General features: G+C 63.9%; 21 protein-coding genes. 20 read left to right on the top strand and 1 reads right to left on the bottom strand.

The window, feature by feature from the left end; all coding sequences use genetic code 11:
• The 10 genes from MFF62_RS26970 to MFF62_RS26925 form a co-directional block, all read left to right on the top strand.
• Positions 1 to 560 (top strand): ABC transporter ATP-binding protein (locus MFF62_RS26970; protein ID WP_238266270.1); only part of this gene is annotated, 560 nt, incomplete at its 5' end.
• Positions 561 to 659: 99 nt separating this feature from the next.
• Complete coding sequence (locus MFF62_RS26965; RefSeq protein WP_238266263.1) at positions 660 to 1,868, top strand: ABC transporter substrate-binding protein; 1,209 nt, start codon at positions 660 to 662, stop codon at positions 1,866 to 1,868.
• A 161-nt stretch (positions 1,869 to 2,029) separates the two neighbouring features.
• Complete coding sequence (locus MFF62_RS26960) at positions 2,030 to 2,914, top strand: branched-chain amino acid ABC transporter permease (protein ID WP_238266261.1); 885 nt, start codon at positions 2,030 to 2,032, stop codon at positions 2,912 to 2,914.
• A complete protein-coding gene (locus tag MFF62_RS26955; protein ID WP_238266260.1) occupies positions 2,914 to 3,957 on the top strand; it encodes a branched-chain amino acid ABC transporter permease in 1,044 nt (347 codons plus the stop codon). Before MFF62_RS26960 ends, MFF62_RS26955 begins: the two co-directional genes overlap by 1 nt.
• 346 nt (positions 3,958 to 4,303) lie before the next feature.
• On the top strand, positions 4,304 to 4,816 hold the full coding sequence (locus tag MFF62_RS26950) for a hypothetical protein (RefSeq protein ID WP_238266259.1): 513 nt from the start codon (positions 4,304 to 4,306) through the stop codon (positions 4,814 to 4,816).
• A gap of 58 nt (positions 4,817 to 4,874) precedes the next feature.
• Entirely contained in the window at positions 4,875 to 5,633 is a 759-nt protein-coding gene (locus MFF62_RS26945; protein ID WP_238266258.1) for a sulfite exporter TauE/SafE family protein, read from the top strand.
• Positions 5,634 to 5,944: 311 nt separating this feature from the next.
• A complete protein-coding gene (locus MFF62_RS26940; RefSeq protein ID WP_238266254.1) occupies positions 5,945 to 7,093 on the top strand; it encodes an ABC transporter substrate-binding protein in 1,149 nt (382 codons plus the stop codon).
• Between the two features lie 183 nt (positions 7,094 to 7,276).
• A complete protein-coding gene (locus MFF62_RS26935; RefSeq protein WP_238266253.1) occupies positions 7,277 to 8,329 on the top strand; it encodes a branched-chain amino acid ABC transporter permease in 1,053 nt (350 codons plus the stop codon).
• Between the two features lie 3 nt (positions 8,330 to 8,332).
• Positions 8,333 to 10,207 (top strand): branched-chain amino acid ABC transporter ATP-binding protein/permease, encoded by a 1,875-nt coding sequence (locus MFF62_RS26930; RefSeq protein WP_404990840.1) that lies wholly within the window; start codon positions 8,333 to 8,335, stop codon positions 10,205 to 10,207.
• A 10-nt stretch (positions 10,208 to 10,217) separates the two neighbouring features.
• Positions 10,218 to 10,961 carry an ABC transporter ATP-binding protein gene (locus tag MFF62_RS26925; protein WP_238266252.1) on the top strand — a complete coding sequence of 248 codons (744 nt, stop codon included), beginning with the start codon at positions 10,218 to 10,220 and terminating at the stop codon, positions 10,959 to 10,961.
• Between the two features lie 112 nt (positions 10,962 to 11,073).
• Here the strand turns inward: MFF62_RS26925 and MFF62_RS26920 are convergent, their stop codons facing one another.
• On the bottom strand, positions 11,074 to 11,994 hold the full coding sequence (locus MFF62_RS26920; protein ID WP_238266248.1) for a LysR substrate-binding domain-containing protein: 921 nt from the start codon (positions 11,992 to 11,994) through the stop codon (positions 11,074 to 11,076).
• Between the two features lie 129 nt (positions 11,995 to 12,123).
• Between MFF62_RS26920 and MFF62_RS26915 the strand changes: the two genes are divergently transcribed.
• From MFF62_RS26915 to MFF62_RS26870, 10 genes are all read left to right on the top strand, one after another.
• Positions 12,124 to 13,137 carry a Bug family tripartite tricarboxylate transporter substrate binding protein gene (locus tag MFF62_RS26915; RefSeq protein WP_238266245.1) on the top strand — a complete coding sequence of 338 codons (1,014 nt, stop codon included), beginning with the start codon at positions 12,124 to 12,126 and terminating at the stop codon, positions 13,135 to 13,137.
• Between the two features lie 9 nt (positions 13,138 to 13,146).
• Positions 13,147 to 14,031, top strand: coding sequence for an N-formylglutamate amidohydrolase (locus MFF62_RS26910; protein ID WP_404990842.1), 885 nt, complete (start codon positions 13,147 to 13,149; stop codon positions 14,029 to 14,031).
• A 222-nt stretch (positions 14,032 to 14,253) separates the two neighbouring features.
• A complete protein-coding gene (gene mnmG / locus MFF62_RS26905; RefSeq protein ID WP_238266243.1) occupies positions 14,254 to 16,209 on the top strand; it encodes a tRNA uridine-5-carboxymethylaminomethyl(34) synthesis enzyme MnmG in 1,956 nt (651 codons plus the stop codon).
• Positions 16,210 to 16,917: a 16S rRNA (guanine(527)-N(7))-methyltransferase RsmG gene (gene rsmG / locus MFF62_RS26900; RefSeq protein ID WP_238266240.1), complete on the top strand. Its 708-nt coding sequence runs from the start codon at positions 16,210 to 16,212 to the stop codon at positions 16,915 to 16,917.
• Between the two features lie 76 nt (positions 16,918 to 16,993).
• The gene (locus tag MFF62_RS26895) at positions 16,994 to 17,767 is read left to right on the top strand and encodes a ParA family protein (protein WP_238266236.1); all 774 of its coding nucleotides are present in this window, start codon (positions 16,994 to 16,996) and stop codon (positions 17,765 to 17,767) included.
• Between the two features lie 36 nt (positions 17,768 to 17,803).
• The gene (locus tag MFF62_RS26890) at positions 17,804 to 18,697 is read left to right on the top strand and encodes a ParB/RepB/Spo0J family partition protein (protein ID WP_238266234.1); all 894 of its coding nucleotides are present in this window, start codon (positions 17,804 to 17,806) and stop codon (positions 18,695 to 18,697) included.
• A gap of 436 nt (positions 18,698 to 19,133) precedes the next feature.
• Entirely contained in the window at positions 19,134 to 19,661 is a 528-nt protein-coding gene (locus MFF62_RS26885; RefSeq protein ID WP_238266233.1) for an ATP synthase subunit I, read from the top strand.
• A gap of 285 nt (positions 19,662 to 19,946) precedes the next feature.
• Positions 19,947 to 20,816, top strand: a complete 870-nt coding sequence (gene atpB / locus MFF62_RS26880) for a F0F1 ATP synthase subunit A (RefSeq protein ID WP_238266230.1) — start codon at positions 19,947 to 19,949, stop codon at positions 20,814 to 20,816.
• 86 nt (positions 20,817 to 20,902) lie between these two features.
• Positions 20,903 to 21,169, top strand: a complete 267-nt coding sequence (gene atpE, locus MFF62_RS26875; RefSeq protein ID WP_092138471.1) for a F0F1 ATP synthase subunit C — start codon at positions 20,903 to 20,905, stop codon at positions 21,167 to 21,169.
• Positions 21,170 to 21,274: 105 nt separating this feature from the next.
• Complete coding sequence (locus MFF62_RS26870) at positions 21,275 to 21,745, top strand: F0F1 ATP synthase subunit B (protein ID WP_238266227.1); 471 nt, start codon at positions 21,275 to 21,277, stop codon at positions 21,743 to 21,745.
• The last annotated feature ends 1 nt before the right edge of the window (position 21,746 follow it).

The raw sequence follows: 21,746 nt of genomic DNA, 5'->3' as shown, positions 1-21,746 counted from the left end.
TCATGGGGCTGACCGGTGCGCGCAAGGGATCGATCAAGGTCGATGGCAAGGAAACCATCGGCCTGCCTACGCACAAGATCGCGCACTACGGCATCGGCTACTGCCCCGAAGAGCGGGCGATTTTCTCGTCGCTGTCGTGCGAGGAAAACCTGCTGCTGCCGCCCGTGCTGAAAGGCTCGGACAAGGGCATGAGCGAGGCCGAGATCTACGAGATGTTCCCGAACCTGCGCGAGCGCAAGCAGAGCCAGGGCACGCGGTTGTCCGGTGGCGAACAGCAGATGCTGGCCGTCGGCCGCATCCTGCGTACGGGGGCGAACCTGCTGCTGCTCGACGAGATCTCGGAGGGGCTCGCACCGGTGATCGTGCAGGCGCTGGCGCGCATGATCCTGATGCTCAAGAAAAAGGGCTACACGGTGGTGATGGTGGAGCAGAACTTCCGCTTTGCCGCGCCGCTGGCCGACCGTTTCTACGTGATGGAACACGGCGCCATCGTCGAGCGCTTTGCCGCCGACGAACTGCAGGCCAAGATGCCTGTGCTCAACGAACTGCTGGGGGTCTGATCCACCGCGCCTTACGGGCGCCAGGATCGAACTTTTGATCGTATCGACGATGGCAGGAAGGTGGCGTGTGCACGCCGCCACAAACTCAGGAGACAAAACATGAAGATGACTCGGCTTGCAGTCGCAGTGGCGGCTACTGTCTTTGGCGCATTTGCAGGGGGCGCCTCGGCGCAGGTGTCCGGCGACACCGTGAAGATCGGCTACATCACCGACATGTCGGGCCTGTATGCCGATATCGACGGCCCGGGCGGCCTCGAAGCGGTCAAGATGGCTATCGAGGACCATGGCGGCAAGGTGCTGGGCAAGCCGATCGAACTGATGTCGGCCGACCACCAGAACAAGGCTGACATCGCGGCATCGAAGGCACGCGAGTGGATGGACCAGCAAGGCCTGGACATCCTGCTGGGCGGCACGAACTCGGCCACGGGCCTGGCCATGAACAAGGTGGCGCAGGAAAAGAAGCGCGTCTACTTCAACGTGGGCGCCGGCACGGCCCGCCTGACCAACGAGGAGTGCTCGCCGTACACGGTGCACTACGCGTATGACACGGTAGCGCTGGCCAAGGGCACCGGCAGCGCGGTGGTGAAGCAGGGCGGCAAGAAGTGGTTCTTCCTGACTGCCGACTACGCGTTCGGTCACTCGCTGGAAAGCGACACGGCAGCGGTGGTGAAGGCCAACGGCGGCACGGTGGTGGGCCAGGTGCGCCATCCGCTGTCCGCATCGGACTTCTCGTCGTTCCTGCTGCAGGCGCAAGCGTCGAAGGCCGACATCCTGGGCCTGGCCAATGCCGGTGGCGACACGATCAACGCGATCAAGGCTGCCAAGGAATTCGGCATCACCAAGACGATGAAGATCGCCGGCCTGCTGATGTTCATCAACGACGTGCACAGCCTGGGCCTGAAGAACACCGAGGGCCTGCTGATGACCGACAGCTGGTACTGGGACATGAACGACGACACGCGCAAGTTTGCGAATCGCTTCTTCACCAAGATGAAGAAGATGCCTAGCAGCCTGCAAGCCGCCGACTACTCCGCCATCAGCACGTACCTGAAGGCCGTGGAAGCTGCCAAGACCGACGATCCGGACAAGGTCATGGTCGAGTTGAAGAAGATGAAGATCAACGACTTCTACAACAAGGGCCAGATCCGCGCCGACGGTCGCAACATCCACGACATGTACCTGATGCAAGTCAAGGCGCCGGCCGACTCGAAGAAGCCGTGGGATTACCTGAAGGTCGTGACCACGATTCCGGGCGACCAGGCCTTCACGACGGTCGCCGATTCGAAGTGCCCGCTGATGAAGAAGTAAGGCGTGTTGTTTGGCTCCCCTCTCCCGCTGTGCGGGAGAGGGGCAGGGGGAGAGGGCTGGCGCGTCAAGTTGCGTTGATGCCAGTTTGCAGCGCTGGCCCTTTCCCCCGACCCCTCTCCCACTAGTGGGAGAGGGGAGGAACAGATAGGCAATCGACGCCCATGGACATCTTTGGAATTCCGCTACCCGCCATGCTGTCCCAGCTTCTGCTTGGGCTGGTCAATGGCGCTTTCTACGCAATGCTGAGCCTGGGGCTGGCCGTGATCTTCGGCCTGCTCAACGTGATCAACTTCGCGCACGGTGCACTGTTCATGCTCGGGGCCGTGCTGGCCTGGGCGGGCATGGAGTACGCCGGACTCAATTACTGGGTGATGCTCGCGCTGTCGCCCCTCCTGGTGGGCGTGATCGGCGTGATCATCGAGAAGACGATGCTGCGCTGGATCTACAAGCTCGACCACATCTATGGCCTGCTGCTGACGCTGGGCATCACGCTGGTGATCGAGGGCGTGCTGCGCTCGATCTACGGCGTGTCCGGCCTGCCGTATTCGCCACCCGACGCGCTGCAGGGTGCCACTGACCTGGGCTTCATGATCCTGCCGAACTATCGCGCATGGGTCGTGGCAGCTTCGGTGGTGGTGTGCCTGGCCACGTGGTTCGTGATCGAGAAGACCAAGCTGGGCGCGTACCTGCGTGCCGGCACCGAGAACCCCAAGATGGTGGAAGCCTTCGGGGTCAATGTGCCGCTGATGGTGACGCTGACCTACGGCTTCGGTGTGGCGCTGGCGGCGTTTGCCGGCGTGCTGGCGGCGCCGGTGATCCAGGTGTCGCCGCTGATGGGCCAGAACCTGATCATCATCGTGTTCGCCGTGGTGGTGATTGGCGGCATGGGGTCGATCATGGGATCGATTCTCACGGGCCTGGGGCTTGGTGTGGTCGAAGGCCTGACCAAGGTGTTCTACCCTGAAGCATCGTCGACCGTGGTGTTCTTCATCATGGTGATCGTGTTGCTGCTGCGCCCGGCCGGGCTGTTCGGGAGGGAAAAGTAATGAGCGGACCGACGGGACAAACCGCCGTGGCGGTGGAGGCCAAGGGCTTCAAGGAAGGAACGGCTGTGCAAAAGAAAGTGCTGTATGGCCTGCTGCTGCTGGGCCTGATCGTGGCGCCGATGGCCGGCGCATATCCGGTGTTCGTGCTCAAGGTGCTGTGCTTCGCGCTGTTCGCGTGTGCCTTCAACCTGCTGATCGGGTTCACGGGCCTGCTGTCGTTCGGCCACGCTGCCTTCTTCGGCGGCGCCGGCTACGCGGCCGGGCATGCGATGAAGGTGTGGGGCGTGACGCCGGAGCTGGGGCTGCTGTTCGGCACGCTGTCCGGCGCGCTGATCGGCTACGTGGTGGGCTCGCTGGCCATCCGCCGGCAGGGCATCTACTTCTCGATGATCACGCTTGCGCTGGCGCAGATGCTGTTCTTCTTCTGCCTGCAGGCGCCGTTCACCGGCGGCGAGGACGGGTTGCAGGGCATTCCGCGCGGCAAGCTGTTCGGCGTGCTGTCGCTGTCCAGCGACACGACGCTCTACTACGTGGCGCTGGTCATCATCGTGGCCGCCTTCGCGCTGATCGTGCGTACCGTGCATTCGCCGTTTGGCCAGATCCTGAAGGCGATCCGCGAGAACGAACCGCGCGCCATCTCGCTGGGCTACGACGTCGACCGCTTCAAGCTGCTGGCCTTCGTGATCTCGGCGGCGCTGTCGGGCCTGGCTGGATCGATCAAGGCGCTGGTGCTGGGCTTTGGCACGCTGACCGACGTGCACTGGTCGATGTCGGGCTCGGTGATCCTGATGACGCTGGTGGGCGGCCTGGGTACGCTGTCGGGCCCGATCGTCGGCGCATTCGTGGTGGTGGCGCTGGAAAACAAGCTTGGCGACATCGGCACGTTCCTGGCCAACCTGACCGGCATCGGCTGGTTCAATGCGCTGGGCGAGTCCGTGACGATGGTGACCGGCGTGATCTTCGTGATCTGCGTGCTGACCTTCCGCCGTGGCATCATGGGCGAGCTGATTGCGCTGACCACCCGGAAGTCTGGCGGGAAGTAACCGGCCGCCCGCGTGAAGGCGGGTCGACATGCCCGATTTTGGGGCTAGGGTTATTGCTGACTTGTTTCATACGCACCGGTTCGTTACATTGCATATACGGTTTTCGCAGGTTACTTGGAGGCGGAAGCGAGGAGACGACAGGCGCGCACCCGGTGTCGGGTAGCAGCAGCCAATACGATAAAGAGGCGTTGCCGGGTGATCCCCAGCAACGCCTTTTTCATTTCCAGCGCCCGTTTCGGGCAGCTTTCGGCACCCCCGGTTGATCCAGGTGCCGCACCATCCATCTTCGGCATGAACCCCCGCCAGGCCCCATGCGACAATGCCGGGCTGCTTTTCCTGGCTCGTCATGTCCACCCCATCCCATCCCCCCGATCACGCAGAAGCGCAGTATCTGGTACGCGCCTGCACCAGCGCCAATGGCCCCGCCATCGAAGTCTGGCTGAACGCACGCGCGCCGCTGCCGGTACCCGAGGCCCGCGCCCGGCGGCTGTCGCTTGACGCCTTGCTGGAGCAGGGCGGCCATGGCATCTGCCTGATCGGATGCACCGATCAGGTGCGCGACGCGGCGCCTGAGGTCGAGCCGGCCTGCCTGCTGCCGGTCACGCTGGTCCACAGCCTGTCACTGGGCGGACGCGTGGCGATGGTGGCCGAATGGTGGGCACCGGCCGGCGATGGCGCGCCCTGGCTAGACGCGTGCTGCCAGATGCTGGCCGACTGGTGCCGCGCGCACGGCATTCGCCATATCCGCCTGGCCCCGGGGCTGGTGGCCGACGCCACGCGGGCGCCTGCGGGCTTCCGGCGCGACACCGACGGCCTGTGGCTGCGCAGCCTGGTGCCGACGCCCAAGCGGCTCGGCTGACCAGGCCCTTTCGCACTATTCCTGAAGCCTTTTTCCGATTCTTCTGCTGGGTCCATCGATGGAGTTCGTTTTTCTGGCTGCCGCCGCCTTCCTGGCCGGCATGATCGACGCCGTGGCGGGTGGAGGCGGGCTGGTGCAGGTGCCCGCGCTCTTCTCGACTTATCCCAATATGTCGCCCGCCACGCTGATTGGCACCACCAAAGTGGCGTCGCTGGCCGGCACGTCGAACGCCGCGTTCCGGTATGCGCGCAAGGTACGCATCTACTGGGGTGCCACGGGGCCGGCCACGGTGGCCGCATTCGTCTTCTCGATGGCCGGGGCGTGGACCCTCACGATGATTCCGGCCGAGCCGCTGCGCAAGGCGCTGCCGTTCGTGCTGCTGGTGCTGCTGGCCTATACGGTGGCAAAGAAGGACCTGGGCACCGAGCACGCGCCGGCGCTGTCGGGGCGGCGCGAGCGCCTGGCCGCGCTGCTGGCCGGCGCCGCCATCGGTTTCTACGACGGCGTGTTCGGGCCCGGTACGGGCAGCTTCCTGATGATCGTGTTCGTACGCGTGTTCGGCTACGACTTCCTGCACGCGTCGACGTCGGCCAAGGTGGTGAACCTGGCCACCAATCTTGCGGCGCTGCTACTGCTGGCATCGAAGGGCCACGTCTGGTGGCAACTGGGCATCGTGATGGCCGTGGCCAACGTGGCGGGCAGCCAGGTGGGCAGCAAGCTGGCGCTGCGCCACGGCAGCCGCTTCGTGCGCAAGGTGTTCATCGCGGTGGTCAGCGCGCTGATCGTGAAGACCGCCTACGACGCGTTCGTGCGGTAACTACCGCCGACCCGCGACTGTTGCACCCATGCCGCTGCGGGTTAATCCCGCCTTTTCGCGCCATACCGCTGTGTTAGACTCGATTCGCATTCCCGACCGAGCGGTCGGCGAATGCAAACTGCGCAATCCGGGGGTAATGGCGCAGGACGGGAAAAAACGGGACGAACTTCGATGTTCCCGGTTGAGATCGGATGCCAGCGTTGCATCCGCCAAAGAGCCTGCCAGAGTGGGCCACAAAAAAACTGAAGGCATCCGCCGGCCGGAAGCCGGCGGGTGCCTTTTTCCGTTTTTGGAACCGAAGGAGACAAGCCATGACGTTCAAGCGCGCCAGCCTGCTGGCGCTTGCCGCCGCCAGCCTGTTCGCAGGTACGGCCAGCGCCCAGGTAAAGGTTGGGGTCACGGTTTCGGCCACGGGGCCGGCCGCATCGCTGGGCATTCCCGAGAAGAACACCTTCACGCTGCTGCCCAAGGAAATCGCTGGCAAGAAGATCGAGTACATCGTGCTCGACGATGCCACCGATACGACCACGGCCGTCAAGAACACGCGCAAGCTGATCAGCGAAGACAAGGTTGATGTGGTGGTGGGTTCCACCGTCACGCCGAATTCGCTGGCTATGGTGGATGTGGCGGCGGAGAGCGAAACGCCGATGATCTCGATGGCCGCCTCGGCCCGCATCATCGAGCCGATGGATGCCAAGCGCACGTGGGTCTTCAAGACGCCGCAGAACGACTCGCACATGGCTACGGCGCTGGCCGAGCACATGACCAACAACAACGTGAAGACGGTGGCGTTCATCGGCTTTGCGGATGCCTACGGCGATAGCTGGGCGCAGGAATTCGCCAAGGTGGCGGAAATGCGCAAGATCAAGGTGGTGGCCAACGAACGCTTTGCACGCACTGACAACTCGGTGACGGGCCAGGTGCTCAAGATGATGGGTGCCAACGCCGATGCCGTGCTGATCGCCGGCTCGGGTACGCCCGCGGCGCTGCCCGTCAAGGCGCTCAAGGAACGCGGCTACAAGGGCAAGATCTACCAGACGCACGGCGTGGCCAACCCCGACTTCCTGCGCGTCTGCGGCAAGGATTGCGAAGGCACGTTCCTGCCGGCCGGCCCGCTGCTGGTGGCCGAGCAACTGCCCGACAGCAATCCGGTGAAGAAGCCGGCCATGACGTACAAGGCCGCCTACGAGAAGGCATTCGGCGGACAGGTATCGACATTCGGCGGTCACGCCTGGGACGCCGGCCTGCTGCTGCAGAACGCGATTCCAGAAGCGCTCAAGAAGGGCCAGCCCGGCACCAAGGAATTCCGCAAGGCACTGCGCGATGCGCTGGAGCAGACCAAGAACCTGCCGGTCTCGCACGGCATCATCAACATGACCCCCACCGACCACCTCGGCATGGACCAGCGCGCACGCGTGATGGTGCAGATCGTCGATGGCAAGTGGAAGCTGCAAAAGTAAGCCAGCACACGACCGGCTGGCAGGGGACGCACGCAGGGCAGCATCGCAGGAGGGGCGCATGGCAAACCATGCGCCCTTTTTTTCGCCTCGGTGATTTCCCGCCACCCTCTAGGCATCGTGCAACGCAGTCTCTAAGCTGAGGCTGCGCGATTTCGCATATCACACGGATCACACGGGAAGACAATGGACCTTTCGATTGCGGCCATTCTGGCGCAGGACGGCATCACCTCCGGCGCGATCTACGCGCTGCTGGCACTGGCACTGGTGCTGGTGTTCTCGGTGACGCGCGTCATCTTCATCCCGCAGGGCGAGTTCGTGGCCTACGGCGCGCTGACGCTGGCCGCGATGCAGGCCGGTCATGCGCCACAAACCACGTGGCTGCTGCTGGCCATGGGCGTGCTGACGTTTCTCTACGATGGCGTGGCAGTGCTGCGCAGTCCCGACCTGCGCCTTACCGCGCCGCGTCGCATCCTGATCCTGGCGGGCAAGTACCTGCTGTTCCCGGGTGCGGTGCACGTGCTGGTGCAGCAGTACGGCGGCACGCCGCTGCCGATGCTGGTGCAGGTGGCGCTCACGCTGCTGATCATCATCCCGCTGGGGCCGATGCTGTATCGGCTGGCCTACCAGCCGCTGGCCGAAGCGAGCACGCTGGTGCTGCTGATCGTGTCAGTGGGCGTGCATTTCGCGCTGGTGGGGCTGGGGCTGGTGATGTTCGGCGCGGAAGGCTCGCGCACGAATCCGTTCTCGGAGGCGCGCTTCGAGGTGGGTAGCCTCACCGTATCTGGACAGAGCCTGTGGGTGGTGGCCGTGTCGGGCGCACTCATTGCTGCGTTGTACTTCTATTTCGAGCGCACGCTGCAGGGCAAGGCGCTGCGCGCCACTGCCGTGAACCGGCTGGGCGCGCGCCTGGTGGGCATCGGCACCACGCAGGCGGGCCGGCTGTCGTTCACGCTGGCGGCGGCCATGGGCGCGCTGTGCGGCGTCCTGATTGCGCCGCTGACCACGGTCTACTACGAGTCGGGCTTCCTGGTGGGGCTCAAGGGCTTTGTCGGCGCTATCGTCGGCGGGCTGGTCAGCTATCCGGTGGCGGCGCTGGGTGCGCTGCTGGTGGGGCTGCTCGAATCGTATTCGTCGTTCTGGGCGAGTGCGTTCAAGGAGGTCATCGTCTTCACGCTGATCATCCCGGTGCTGCTGTGGCGGTCCCTGACCAGCAAGCACGTCGAGGAAGAGGAATAAGCCATGACGATGCTGACAGACAAGCCGCTGGAGAAGACCATGGAAGCGAAGCACACGCCGGCGTCGGGAGATGCGGGCCATGCGGCCCAGGCGCGCGGCGCCATGCGCAACCGCGTGCTGACGCTGGCGTTCGTGGTGGTGCTGGCGCTGATGCCGGTGCTGCCCACGCCCGAGTTCTGGATCACGCTGGGCAACTACATCGGGCTCTACAGCATCGTGGCCATCGGCCTGGTGCTGCTGACGGGCGTGGGCGGCATGACGTCGTTCGGGCAGGCCGCGTTCGTGGGACTGGGCGCGTACAGCACGGCCTACCTGACCACGCAGTTCGGACTGTCGCCGTGGTTCGGGCTGATCGTCGGGCTGGTGATCACGATGGCGTCGGCGTATGTGATCGGACTGATCACGATGCGCATGTCGGGGCACTACCTGCCGCTGGCGACGATTGCGTGGGGCCTGTCGTTGTTCTACCTGTTCGGCAACCTCGAGTTCCTGGGCAAGTACGACGGCCTGAATGGCATTCCGGTGCTGTCGCTCTTCGGCATCGAGCTGCAGTCGGGACGCTCGATGTTCTACCTGATCTGGGCCGTGGTGCTGCTGGCCGTGCTGGCCGTGCAGAACCTGCTCAACTCGCGCCCCGGTCGGGCCATCCGCGCGCTCAAGGGCGGCGGCACGATGGCCGAGGCGATGGGCGTGAACACCGCCTGGATGAAGGTGGTGATCTTCGTCGTGGCGGCGATGCTGGCCTGCGTGTCCGGCTTCCTGTACGCGCACCTGCAGCGCGCCGTGAACCCCACGCCGTTCGGACTCAACTACGGCATCGAGTACCTGTTCATGGCCGTGGTCGGTGGCGTGGGGCATGTGTGGGGCGCCGTGCTGGGCGCGGGCATTCTCACCATCCTCAAGGACGTGTTGCAAGGCCTGCTGCCGAAGCTGCTGGGCAGCACCGGCAATTTCGAGATCATCGTGTTTGGCGTGCTGCTGGTGCTGCTGCTGCAGTACGCGCGCGATGGCATGTGGCCGTTTCTGCGCCGGCTGTTTCCGTCGGGCCCGCCCGTGGCTGCACCTGACCAGGCGCCCGCGCTGCCGGTGCGGCAGAAGCCCGAGGCCGGCGAGCTGATTCTCGACGTGCGCGCGGCGCGCAAGCAGTTTGGTGGCCTGGTGGCGGTGAACGACGTGAGCTTCCAGGTGCGCGCCGGCGAGATCATCGGACTGATCGGCCCGAACGGCGCAGGCAAGTCCACCACGTTCAACCTGGTGACCGGCGTACTGCCCCTGACGCGCGGTGAGGTGCGCTATCGCGACGAGGTGATCTCGGGCCTGCCGTCGCGCGAGATCGTCAAGCGCGGTGTTGGTCGTACGTTCCAGCACGTGCATCTGCTGCCGACGATGACCGTGCTGGAGAACGTGGCCATCGGCGCGCATCTGCGCGGCGACTTCCGTACGCAAGGCGGGGTGTCCGCTGCCATCCTGCGCGTGAACCGCGTGGAGGAACAGAAGCTGCTGTTCGAGGCGAGGCGTCAGCTTGAACGCGTGGGACTGGCCGACTCGATGTACATGGAAGCGGGCAGCCTGGCACTGGGCCAGCAGCGCATTCTGGAGATCGCGCGCGCGTTGTGCTGCGACCCCGCGCTGCTGCTGCTCGATGAACCGGCTGCCGGCCTGCGCTACAAGGAAAAGCAGGCGCTGGCCGAACTGCTACGCAAGCTCAAGGGCGAGGGCATGAGCGTGCTGCTGGTGGAGCACGACATGGACTTCGTGATGAACCTGACCGATCGCCTGGTGGTGATGGAGTTCGGGACGCGCATCGCCGAAGGCAAGCCGGAAGACGTGCAGAAGAACCCGGCGGTGCTGGAAGCCTATCTCGGTGGTGTCGAGTGAGGGATATGAGATGAGTCTGATTCTGGAAGTGCAGGACCTGCACGTGCGCTACGGCAAGGTCGAGGCCGTGCATGGTGCGAACCTGAAAGTGCAGGCAGGGCAGATCGTCACGGTGATCGGGCCGAACGGCGCGGGCAAGTCGACCATGCTCAACGCGATCATGGGTGCGTTGCCGGTGAGCGGATCGTCCAGCGGCAGGGTGCGCTACCTGGGGCACGACATGGCGGGCATTCCGGTAGAGGGGCGTGTCGGGCGCGGCATGTGCCTGGTGCCCGAGAAGCGCGAGCTGTTCTCGACGATGCCGGTCGAGGACAACCTTCAGCTTGGCGCGTTCCGGCGCAAGCGTGCGGGTGAGCGCAACTACCTAGACCAGATGGACGTGGTCTACGACCTGTTCCCGCGTCTGCGGGAGCGGGCCAAACAGGAGGCCGGCACGTTATCGGGCGGAGAGCGCCAGATGCTGGCCGTGGGCCGTGCGCTGATGGCCAAGCCGCAGCTGCTGATGCTGGACGAGCCCAGCCTTGGGCTGGCGCCGCTGATCGTAAAGGAGATCTTCCAGATCATCAGCAACCTGCGCCAGACCGGCGTGGCAACGCTGCTGATCGAGCAGAACGCACGTGCGGCCCTGCAGGTGGCTGACTACGGGTACGTGGTGGAGACCGGCGATATGGCGATGGAAGGCGAGGCGTCGGCGCTGGCCAGCAATCCCAAGGTCATCGAAACCTACCTGGGGCTGGCGAAGAAGGCAGCCTGACCGTATACGCGTGCTTGCGTATACGTATGGAAAATGACGGCGCCTGAATGGCGCCGTTTTTTATTCGTCTGACCTATGTTGTTCACAAAACTATCCACAGTGTGGATAAGTCTCAGCGAAGCAGTTCGGCGATATCGTTCGATGCCGCTTCCAGCAGCCATTCGCGGAAGGTATTCAGGGCCCGGTGGTCGCGCTTTTCACGTGGTGCGCAGAGGAAATATCCACGGTTCAGGGTCACCGGCAGGTCGTATGGCGCCACCACCTGACCGGCCTGCAACGCATCCCTGACAAGGCATCGCTGCAAAACGGCCACGCCCATATCGGCCTTCACAGCCTCCAGCAGGATCGACACTTGGTCGAATCCGCGCGCCAGTGTCGGCGCAGCGTTGGGTACGCCCGCGGCACGCAGCCAGTTCTCCCAGTTCCTGGGGGCAGTTGTGTGGAAAAGTAGTGGTTCGGCCATCAGGTCGGCCGGAGTTTTCCACAGATTTGCTGCCTGCCGTGCATGCGCCCGGGCAGGGTGGCAGATCGGCACCACTTCGCGCCCAATCACGTAGTCGGCCTGCAGGTGTGGCCAGTTGTCGTCCTGACCGGTCAGGATGGCCGCATCGGGCTTGGCACCCGAAAAATCCTCGTCGCGGCGATAGGGCACGAACTCCAACTGGATGTCCGGATGCTTGCGGTGGAAGTCCGGCAGGCGTGGCACCAGCCAGACGCTGGCCAGCGTGGGCACGGCGGACAGCGTGAGGTGATGCTGGCGGTCGTCGCCCAGCATGGCCGTACTGGCGTTCTCGATGGCCGTGAGCGGGCCACTAATTGCTACCAGATACTGGCGCCCGGCGTCGGTCAGCGTCAGCTTGTGCGCATTGCGATGGATCAGTGGCTGCCCGAAATGCGATTCCAGGCGTGATATCGCCCGGCTGATGGCGCCCTGGGTGACGCACAGCGTTTCAGCGGCGCGTGTGAAGCTGCCCAGCCTGGCCGCCGTGACGAATGCGTGCAGCTCGGACATCGACGGGGACCGTATACGCATGACGCAGCCCTAGGATGATCTTTGGTAATGGAACCGTGCAATATAGTCGTTTGTGCAGGGCCGGTAAACTCCCGAAACTCAGTACTCGGATCCCCAGATTCAGAACGATAAAACGAGGAGTTTGAAGCCATGAACCGAGCCCGAAATACCCGCGCCATGCGCCGGCGCCTGGTGTTTTCCACAGTGTTGTCCACAGCCGCTGCCACGCTTGGCGGCGTCGCTCTGCCGGCATCCGCACAGTCCAACTATCCGAACAAGCCGATCCGCCTGATCGTGCCGTTTGCCGCGGGCGGCACCACGGATCTGTCGGCACGCCTGGTGGCGGAATTTGCCGGCCGTGAGCTGGGCCAGACCATCGTGGTCGACAACAAGGGCGGGGCAGGGGGCTCGATCGGCATGGAGCAGGTGGCCCGCTCTGCGCCCGACGGTTACACGATCGGCATGGCCACGGTGAGCACGCACGGCTCGAACCCGGCCGTATACCCCAGGCTGGGCTACGACCCGATCAAGGACTTCGCGCCCGTCACCAACGTGGCGGCGATCCCCAGCATCTTCGCGGTGCATCCGAGCGTACCCGCCAAGACCATGCAGGAGTTCGTGGCACTGGCCAAGGCCAACCCCGGCAAGTACACGTTTGCGTCGCCGGGCGCCGGCTCGCTGGGCCACGTAAACATCGAGAACTTCATGATGCTGGCCAAGATCGACCTGCTGCACGTGCCGTACAAGGGCGCCGGTCTGGCGCTCAACGACGCGGTGGCGGGGCAGGTCAATGCCATCACCGATAACCTGTCGACCACGCTGCCCCACGTCAAGGCGGGCCGCCTGCGTGCGCTGGCCGTGCTGGGCGCGCAGCGTTCGCCGCAACTGCCGAACGTGCCGACGTATGCCGAACTGGGCTACAAGGACATGGGCGAGGGTGGCTGGTTCGGCATCGTGGCGCCGGCGGGCACGCCCCAGCCGATCGTGGACAAGCTGAACGCCGCCATCCACAAGGCCATGCTGAACCCCGAGTTCAAGCGCAAGATCGAGGAGTCTGGCGGCACGCTGGTGCCCACCACGCCGGACCAGTTCAAGGCGCAGATCCAGCAGGCTATGGCCCGCTACGCCCGTGTGGCCAAGGCCGCCAACATCAAGCTGGACTGAGCGATGACGATGTTCCAAGCCCAGTCAGCCGCGGTGCAGGGCGATGCGCCGCATGGTCCGTTCACACTGGCGTTGCCCGAAGCCGACGCGCTGCCACTGGTCTGCGATTCGCCGCATAGCGGCACCTACTATCCGGTCGACTTCAATGCCGCCGTGCCGCTGCAACGGCTGCGCGGGGGAGAGGACACCCATATCGACACGCTGTGGTCGGCTATTCCCAAGGTGGGCGGCACGCTGATCGGGGCGACATTCCCCCGGGTCTACATCGATCCCAACCGGATGCTGGAGGACCTGGATCCCGAGCTGCTGGTCGCTCCTTGGCCGTCGCTACTCTCGCCGGGCGAGAAGACACGGCTCGGTTACGGCCTGATCTGGCGCAAGCTGGATGCCACCACGCCCATCTACGACCGCCTGCTGTCGGTGGCCGAGGTGCAGCAACGGATCGACCGGTACTACCGTCCGTACCATGCCGCGCTGGCCGAGGCAGTAGACACGGCGTACCAGCGCTTTGGCGCGCTGTGGCATCTGAACCTGCACTCGATGCCTAACAACGCCTACGAGCGCCTCAAGATCAACAGCCCGCACCCGCTGGCCGACTTCGTGCTGGGCGACCGCGACGGTACGACGTGCGAGCCGGGCATCGTGGATCTGGTCGAGCGGGAGCTGAAGGGCATGGGCTACACCGTGGCGCGTAACGATCCGTACAAGGGCGTGCAGCTGATTGCCCAGATCGGGCGCCCGGCGGAGCGGCGCAACAGCCTGCAGATCGAGATTCGTCGTCCGCTGTATATGGACGAGGCGACCAAGGTGCCCAATGCCGGCTTTGCCACGCTCCAGCGCGACCTTGCCTTGCTGTCCGTGCAGATCGCCGCCTATATCCGCAGCCGGATTTGAGGCAGTGTTTCACGTGAAACATCGATGACCGAAGGGGCCCCGTGAAAGCGGGGCCTTTTTCTTTGGGCCGAGTGTTTCACGTGGAACACAGTTGGCCCGGCCACGCGTACCGTTGGCGCCATGTTTCACGTGAAACATAGCCGTGGGCATCGTTCGCAAAACGAATGCCGCTATAATTCGGCATCCCGTATTTCCCGCCCAGCCTCCCGGAGGAGGTGTCCCATGCTTTACCCGAAAGAATTCGACGTCATAGTCGTCGGCGGTGGTCACGCCGGCACCGAAGCAGCCCTCGCCGCCGCGCGCATGGGGTGCCAGACACTGCTGCTCACGCACAACATCGAAACGTTGGGCCAGATGAGCTGCAATCCGTCTATCGGCGGCATCGGCAAGGGGCATCTGGTCAAGGAAGTGGACGCCATGGGCGGTGCGATGGCTGCCGCCACCGACGAGTCCGGTATCCAGTTCCGTATCCTCAATTCGAGCAAGGGCCCAGCCGTGCGCGCCACGCGTGCCCAGGCTGACCGTGTGCTGTATCGCAAGGCCATCCGTACCCGCCTAGAAAACCAGCCAAATCTGATGCTGTTCCAGCAGGCCGTCGACGACCTGATGGTGGAGGGCGACCGCGTGGTGGGCGCCCGTACCCAGGCAGGCATCGATTTCCGCGCCCGCGCCGTGGTGATCACCGCCGGCACGTTCCTGGACGGCAAGATCCACGTGGGGCTGGACAACTACACGGGCGGGCGGGCAGGGGACCCGGCGGCTGTCTCGCTGTCGGCGCGACTGAAGGAACTCAAGCTGCCGCAAGGGCGCCTGAAGACCGGCACGCCGCCTCGGATCGACGGCCGCTCGATCGATTTCTCGGTCATGGAAGAGCAGCCCGGTGACCTGGATCCGGTGCCGGTGTTCTCGTTCCTGGGCCGTCCGGAGCAGCATCCGCAGCAGCTGCCCTGCTGGATCACCCATACCAACGGCCGTACCCACGACATCATCCGTGGCGGCCTGGACCGCTCGCCGATGTACACGGGCGTGATCGAAGGGGTGGGGCCGCGCTACTGCCCGAGTATCGAGGACAAGATCCATCGCTTTGCCAGCAAGGAAAGCCACCAGATCTTCCTGGAACCGGAAGGGCTGACGACCAACGAGTTCTACCCGAACGGCATCTCCACGAGCCTGCCGTTTGATGTCCAGCTCGATCTGGTCCACTCGATCCGTGGCCTGGAGAACGCACACATCCTGCGCCCCGGCTACGCCATCGAATACGACTACTACGACCCGCGTGGGCTCAAGGCATCGCTGGAAAGCAAGGCAATCCAGGGCCTGTTCTTCGCTGGCCAGATCAACGGCACCACCGGCTACGAAGAGGCCGCTGCACAGGGTCTGCTTGCCGGTATCAACGCCGGTTGCTTCGTCCGCGAGCGCGATGCTTGGACGCCGCGTCGTGACCAGGCGTACCTGGGCGTGCTGGTCGACGACCTGATCACGCGTGGCGTGACCGAGCCGTACCGCATGTTCACCAGCCGTGCTGAATTCCGCCTGAGCCTGCGTGAGGACAACGCCGACATGCGCCTGACCGAGATCGGCCGCGAACTCGGTGTGGTGGACGATATCCGCTGGGATGCCTTCAACCGCAAGCGCGACGCTGTTTCACGTGAAACAGAACGCCTGAAGGCCACGTGGGTGAACCCGACGGTACTGCCTGAGGCCGACGCCGTGCCGCTGCTCGGCAAGGCCATCGAACGCGAATACTCGCTGGCCGACCTGCTGCGTCGCCCGGAAGTCCGCTACGAGGCGCTCGTCGCGCTGCAGGACGGCCGTTATGCACCGGAAGCGCCGCTTGCCGACGATGCCATGCTCGAAGAGCAGATTCGCGAGCAGATCGAGATCGGTATCAAGTACCACGGCTATATCGCTCGCCAGGCGGCCGAAGTGGACAAGCTGGAGGCCAATGAATCGACCCGGCTGCCGCTCGACTTCGATTACACCGAAGTGCGTGGGCTGGGCTTCGAGGTCAGCCAGAAGCTGAACCAGCATCGGCCCGAGACCCTGGGCCAGGCGTCGCGTATTTCGGGCGTCACGCCGGCAGCCATCTCGCTGCTGCTCGTGCACCTGAAGAAGAAGGGCATGGGCCGTGCAGCCCCTGCCGGCGTCAAGACCGACGACGGTCAGGAGGCTGCCTGAGTGGGGGGCCTTCGCCACGGTGCGGTCGACGAGGCCGCGCAACGCCAACGGCTGGAATCCGGGCTCGACGCCATCGGGCTGGCACTGGGTGCCGCCCAGGTCGATACGCTGTTCGCGTACCTGACGCTGCTGCGCAAATGGAACGGCGTCTATAACCTGACCGCCATCCGTCATCCCGACGAGATGCTGACGCATCATCTGCTGGACTCCCTGGCCGCCGTGCCGGCATTGGCCGAGGCTGCGCGTAGCCAGGCCGTACCCGACGCTGCGCGCGGCCGGCTGCTGGACGTGGGTTCGGGCGGCGGCATGCCGGGCATGCCGCTGGCCATCGCCTGTCCGGACGTGAATGTGCTGATGGTCGACATCGTCCAGAAGAAGACCGCATTCCTGACACAGTGCCGTGCGCAACTGCACCTGACCAATGCCACCGCCCACTGGGGCCCGGTGGAAAAGATCGAGGATGCGCATGGCTATGCGGTGATCACGTCGCGCGCATTCGCCGAGCTGACCGACTTCGTCAACCTGTCCGGGCACCTGCTGGCGCCAGGCGGCAAGCTGCTGGCGATGAAGGGCGTGTATCCGCAGGCCGAGATGGATCGCATGGAGGCCGCGGGCCTGATGCAGGCGTGGCAGGTGGAGGCGGTACCGAAGATTGTCGTCCCCGAGCTGGACGCAGAACGGCATTTGGTAGTGCTATCGCGGCGTTGAATCCGCATAAGATGAATTTGGTAAGTGTTATTCGTCGCATGAATACGAATGGCACGCACAGGAGCTGCAAGCACATATGGCCAAGGTATTCGTGATCGCAAACCAGAAGGGCGGCGTCGGCAAGACCACCACGACGGTGAACCTTGCTGCCGGCCTGGCGGCGCAGGAACAGCGTGTGCTGCTGGTGGACCTGGACCCGCAGGGCAATGCCTCGATGGGTTCGGGCATCGACAAGCAGGCGCTGGAACACAGCGTGTACCAGGTGCTGGTGGGACTGGCGACCGTGGCGCAGGCGCGCCAGCGATCCGAGTCGGGCCGTTATGACGTGCTGCCCGCCAACCGCGAACTGGCCGGTGCCGAAGTGGAACTGGTGGAGCTGGACCAGCGCGAGCGTCGCCTCAAGCAGGCGCTGGCCGAGGTCGAGGACGAGTACGACTTCGTGCTGATCGATTGCCCGCCGTCGCTGTCGCTGTTGACGCTAAACGGCCTGTGCGCCGCGCACGGCGTGATCGTGCCGATGCAGTGCGAGTATTTCGCGCTCGAAGGGCTGTCGGACCTGGTCAACACGATCAAGCAGGTGCATGCGAACCTGAACCGCGAACTCAAGGTGATTGGCCTGCTGCGCGTGATGTTCGACCCGCGCGTGACCCTGCAGCAGCAGGTGTCGGCCCAGCTCGAGGCGCACTTCGGCGACAAGGTATTCAAGACCGTGATCCCGCGTAATGTGCGGCTGGCCGAGGCGCCGTCGTATGGCATGCCGGGCGTGGCGTTCGACGCGTCGTCCAAGGGCGCCAAGGCGTATCTCGATTTCGGCGCGGAGATGATCGCGCGCGTCCGCCAGCTCGGTTGAGCGGCACGAACGAACAGACAGGGAAGGGTGGTGAGCATGGTGACCGCTAAGAAGAAGGGCCTGGGTCGGGGACTGGAAGCGTTGCTCGGTGGTCCTGCCGAAATCGTGGAAACCGCGAAGCAGGAAGGCGCGCCGTCGGTGCTGAGCGTGAATCAGCTTCAGCCCGGCAAATACCAGCCGCGCACGCGCATGGACGAAGGCGCGCTGCAGGAACTGGCCGCCAGCATCCGCGCCCAGGGGCTGATGCAGCCGATCCTGGTGCGGCGCGTGGCCGAGGCCGATCGCTACGAGATCATCGCCGGCGAACGGCGCTACCGTGCGTCGAAGCTCGCGGGCCTGGACAAGGTGCCGGTGCTGGTCAAGGACGTGCCCGACGAAGCCGCCGCCGCGATGGCGCTGATCGAGAACATCCAGCGCGAAGACCTGAATCCGCTGGAAGAGGCGCAGGGCATCATGCGCTTGATCCGCGAGTTCAGTTTCACGCATGAACAGGCCGCGGAATCGGTGGGGCGTTCGCGCAGTGCGGTGTCGAACCTGCTGCGCCTGCTGAACCTGGCGTCGCCGGTGCAGACCATGCTGATGGCTGGCGACCTTGATATGGGTCATGCGCGCGCACTGCTGGCCGTGGACGGTGCCAACCAGATCACGCTGGCCAACCAGATCGTCAACAAGCGGTTGTCGGTACGCGAGACCGAGAAGCTCGTGGCGTCGACACTGAAGCCGTTCGACCTGAAGTCGCTCAAGCAGAAGCAGGGCAATGGCACGCGCGATGTGGCGCGCCTGGAAGAAGAGTTGTCCGACGCGCTGGGCCTGGCCGTGCAGATCAAGCTCGGCGCGCGCGGCAAAGGCCAGCTGACCATCCACTTCAGCAGCAACGACGCGCTCGACGGCGTGCTCGTCAAGCTGCGGGAACCGGCTGCCAGCGCCTGAGCGGCGTTGCCGCATAAGCCGGCATCTGCGCCGTATACGTTTCCCCGGTATACGGCAATTGATTTACCAATGAAATTGGCAGGCTGTCGGGGCCACGCGACAGCCAGATGCCTGTGCACCACGCCGTGGCGCAAATCTGCGCGATAACCGCACGGGTGCGGCCGCGTGTCTATTTGCGGTGCACGTCCAAAGTGACCTGCATCGTCGGCGAATTCGTCATCATGCACGCGTTGGCGTGCGCAATCCAATTACGTTTCGCATCATTGCCGCGCAATTTCGCACCATCCATCATGAAGGCGTGATAGCAACCGTTGTGCGAAATTCACTGCAAGCTAACTGAAAGCAGATTGACTCGTGTCAGCTATTGCTAATAGAATCGTGCGGTTTGAATTCTGGCCGGACGCGAAAAGTTCCGGCCTGGAACGAGGCTAGGCAGGTGGTGGTACGAGACCGTCAGCAGGACAATTCGCAAGCCGGCAAGGCACCCCGTGGCAATCGTCGAGATGACGACTGGCGCGATGACTGGGATGATAACGCCGCGCTCGAGGAGGAAGCTGTCGATCCGCTGTCGCGTGCCGATGCGGTGAAGATGCTTGGCGAGCGCGCATTGCGCCCGTCGCGCATGACACCGGGCAAGGTAGTGCTGGCGCAGGTCGTCGTGACGCTGTTGTCGGCGCTGGCCTGGGCGGTGTTTGCGCGTGAGCACGCACCGGCGGGCTGGTCGGCCTTCTTCGGCGGCATGGCATGTTTCATCCCCAGCGGCTTCTTCGCGCTGCGGCTGTACATGTCGCGCAAGCACCCGTCGGTCGGCGGCCTGGTGGCCGGCGAGGCGATCAAGGTCTTCGGCACGATGGCACTGCTGGTGCTGGTGATCGTGTTGTACCGCGATCTGCGCTGGGTGCCGATGCTGGTCACGTTCCTGTTGGCGCTCAAGACTTATTGGGTGGCGCTCGCGATCCGCTAAGCGGATATACGCGAATCCCGTCGCCCTTGGTGCTGCTTATAGGCGGTGCCACGGCGTGGGGTTCATCTCAGATGAGGCACCCGTCCGGAATATCAAGTGTTTCAACGCGCCGCGCGTCACAACGGTGAAGCGCAGCGTGAGTAAGGTTTTGCCCAAGAACAATGCAGCGGGCTTGCCCAGGCGGTAACCGGTCATGTGACCGAAGGCCAAAGCAAGACGCATACCGGAATGCCGCCAGAGTGGGCGCCGGACCAACCGATTTCGCAATATACCTATCGTTTCGACATGTCAGCTGAAGCTACTCAAGGCGCCGAGCACGTGCTCACACCCTCAGGCTATATCGCCGAACACTTGCAGAACTTTAATTCGGTCGGCGGCAAGCAGCACTCCGTGGTCGATTTCAGCATCATCAACTACGACACCGTGTTCTGGTCGGTGCTGTGCGGCTTCCTGGCAGTGCTGTTCCTGTACATGGCCGCGCGCCGTGTCACGCCGGGCGTGCCGGGCCGCTTCCAGGCCTTCGTGGAAATGATCGTCGAGATGGTGGACGACCAGGCCAAGGGCATCATTCACGGCGACCGTTCGTGGATCGCCCCGCTGGCGCTGATGGTGTTCTGCTGGATCACCATGATGAACGCCATTGACTTGATCCCCGTGGACTGGGTCACCGGCCTGAACAACGTCCTGGGCATCTTCCACATTCATCTTCCGCACCACCGCGCAGTGGCCACGGCCGACCTGAACGGTACGCTGGGCATGTCGTGCTCGGTGCTGGTGCTGATGATCTACTACAGCTTCAAGATCAAGGGCGCAGGCGGCTTCATGCACGAGCTGTTCTCCGCACCGTTCGGCGCCAAGTGGTACCTGGCCCCGTTCAACCTGATCCTGAACATCATCGAATTCCTGGCCAAGGCGGTTTCGCTGGGCATGCGGTTGTTCGGCAACATGTACGCCGGCGAACTGGTGTTCCTGCTGATCGCGCTGCTGGGTTCGATCTGGACGTTCAGCGCCGACCTGTCGGCACTGGGTTTCATCGGGCACGTGGTTGCCGGCACTGTATGGGCCATCTTCCACATCCTGATCGTGCTGCTGCAAGCCTTCATTTTCATGATGCTGACGCTGGTGTACATCGGCCAGGCTCACGATCACCACTGATCCCTCAGGGTTCACTGGTCAAAGATTTCAGGTTCTTCGTTTTTTGGTTTTTTGGTTCTAAGTCTCTCTAAATTAAAGGAGTCATCATGCAAGCATATCTCGCCAACATCCAGGGTCTGACCGCAATCGGTATCGGCATCATCATCGGTCTGGGCGCAATCGGCGCCTGCCTGGGTATCGCCCTGATGGGTGGCAAGTACATCGAAGCCTGCGCTCGTCAGCCTGAACTGATGAACCCGCTGCAAACCAAGATGTTCCTGCTGGCTGGCCTGATCGACGCTGCATTCCTGATCGGTGTGGGTGTTGCAATGCTGTTCGCCTTCGCCAACCCGCTGCTGGCTGTCATTCAGTAAGTCTTTTCGGTCTGCATGATGCTGACGGGTGGCGCAGGCCTCAATCCGATGGCCCCGCCGCCCTTGTGCATTTATCTGTAGTTTGATTACCGAAAGGAACACACCATGAATCTGAACGCAACGTTTTTTGCGCAGATGGTCGTGTTCTTCATCCTGTGGTGGGTTGTTGCCAAATTCATTTGGCCGCCGCTGGTGAAGGCGCTCGACGAACGCGCAAAGAAGATCGCCGATGGCCTCGCCGCTGCCGAAAAGGGCAAGGCGGAGCTTGAACTCGCCAACAAGCGTGTGGACCAGGCTATGGCCGAAGCCCGCACCGAAGGCGCGCAACGCGTGGCCGACGCTGAAAAGCGCGCCCAGGCAGCCGCCGACGAGATCAAGCAGAACGCCCAGGCAGAAGCCGCACGCATCATCGCCCAGGCCAAGGCCGAGGCAGACCAGCAAGTGACCCGCGCCCGCGAAACGCTGCGCGACCAGGTCGCCGTGCTGGCAGTGAAGGGTGCAGAGCAGATCCTCAAGCGTGAAGTGAACGCGCAGGTGCACGCAGACCTGCTCAATCAACTCAAGGCTGAGCTCTAAT

Source organism: Cupriavidus pauculus (assembly GCF_022179805.1).
GTDB lineage: Bacteria > Pseudomonadota > Gammaproteobacteria > Burkholderiales > Burkholderiaceae > Cupriavidus > Cupriavidus pauculus_E.
The sequence above is the reverse complement of the archived record's forward strand: the minus strand, read 5'-3'. Positions and strand labels throughout refer to the sequence as shown.

Excerpts from the sequence above, each read along its gene's own strand:
- MFF62_RS26870 (WP_238266227.1), top strand. The coding sequence starts at position 21,275 with ATGAATCTGAACGCAACGTTTTTTGCGCAGATGGTCGTGTTCTTCATC.
- atpE (WP_092138471.1), top strand. The coding sequence starts at position 20,903 with ATGCAAGCATATCTCGCCAACATCCAGGGTCTGACCGCAATCGGTATC.
- MFF62_RS26895 (WP_238266236.1), top strand. The coding sequence starts at position 16,994 with ATGGCCAAGGTATTCGTGATCGCAAACCAGAAGGGCGGCGTCGGCAAG.
- MFF62_RS26935 (WP_238266253.1), top strand. The coding sequence starts at position 7,277 with ATGGACCTTTCGATTGCGGCCATTCTGGCGCAGGACGGCATCACCTCC.
- MFF62_RS26940 (WP_238266254.1), top strand. The coding sequence starts at position 5,945 with ATGACGTTCAAGCGCGCCAGCCTGCTGGCGCTTGCCGCCGCCAGCCTG.
- MFF62_RS26950 (WP_238266259.1), top strand. The coding sequence starts at position 4,304 with ATGTCCACCCCATCCCATCCCCCCGATCACGCAGAAGCGCAGTATCTG.
- MFF62_RS26915 (WP_238266245.1), top strand. The coding sequence starts at position 12,124 with ATGAACCGAGCCCGAAATACCCGCGCCATGCGCCGGCGCCTGGTGTTT.
- MFF62_RS26955 (WP_238266260.1), top strand. The coding sequence starts at position 2,914 with ATGAGCGGACCGACGGGACAAACCGCCGTGGCGGTGGAGGCCAAGGGC.
- atpB (WP_238266230.1), top strand. The coding sequence starts at position 19,947 with ATGTCAGCTGAAGCTACTCAAGGCGCCGAGCACGTGCTCACACCCTCA.
- MFF62_RS26925 (WP_238266252.1), top strand. The coding sequence starts at position 10,218 with ATGAGTCTGATTCTGGAAGTGCAGGACCTGCACGTGCGCTACGGCAAG.
- MFF62_RS26960 (WP_238266261.1), top strand. The coding sequence starts at position 2,030 with ATGGACATCTTTGGAATTCCGCTACCCGCCATGCTGTCCCAGCTTCTG.
- mnmG (WP_238266243.1), top strand. The coding sequence starts at position 14,254 with ATGCTTTACCCGAAAGAATTCGACGTCATAGTCGTCGGCGGTGGTCAC.
- MFF62_RS26890 (WP_238266234.1), top strand. The coding sequence starts at position 17,804 with ATGGTGACCGCTAAGAAGAAGGGCCTGGGTCGGGGACTGGAAGCGTTG.
- MFF62_RS26945 (WP_238266258.1), top strand. The coding sequence starts at position 4,875 with ATGGAGTTCGTTTTTCTGGCTGCCGCCGCCTTCCTGGCCGGCATGATC.
- MFF62_RS26920 (WP_238266248.1), bottom strand. The coding sequence starts at position 11,994 with ATGCGTATACGGTCCCCGTCGATGTCCGAGCTGCACGCATTCGTCACG.
- MFF62_RS26930 (WP_404990840.1), top strand. The coding sequence starts at position 8,333 with ATGACGATGCTGACAGACAAGCCGCTGGAGAAGACCATGGAAGCGAAG.
- MFF62_RS26965 (WP_238266263.1), top strand. The coding sequence starts at position 660 with ATGAAGATGACTCGGCTTGCAGTCGCAGTGGCGGCTACTGTCTTTGGC.
- MFF62_RS26910 (WP_404990842.1), top strand. The coding sequence starts at position 13,147 with ATGTTCCAAGCCCAGTCAGCCGCGGTGCAGGGCGATGCGCCGCATGGT.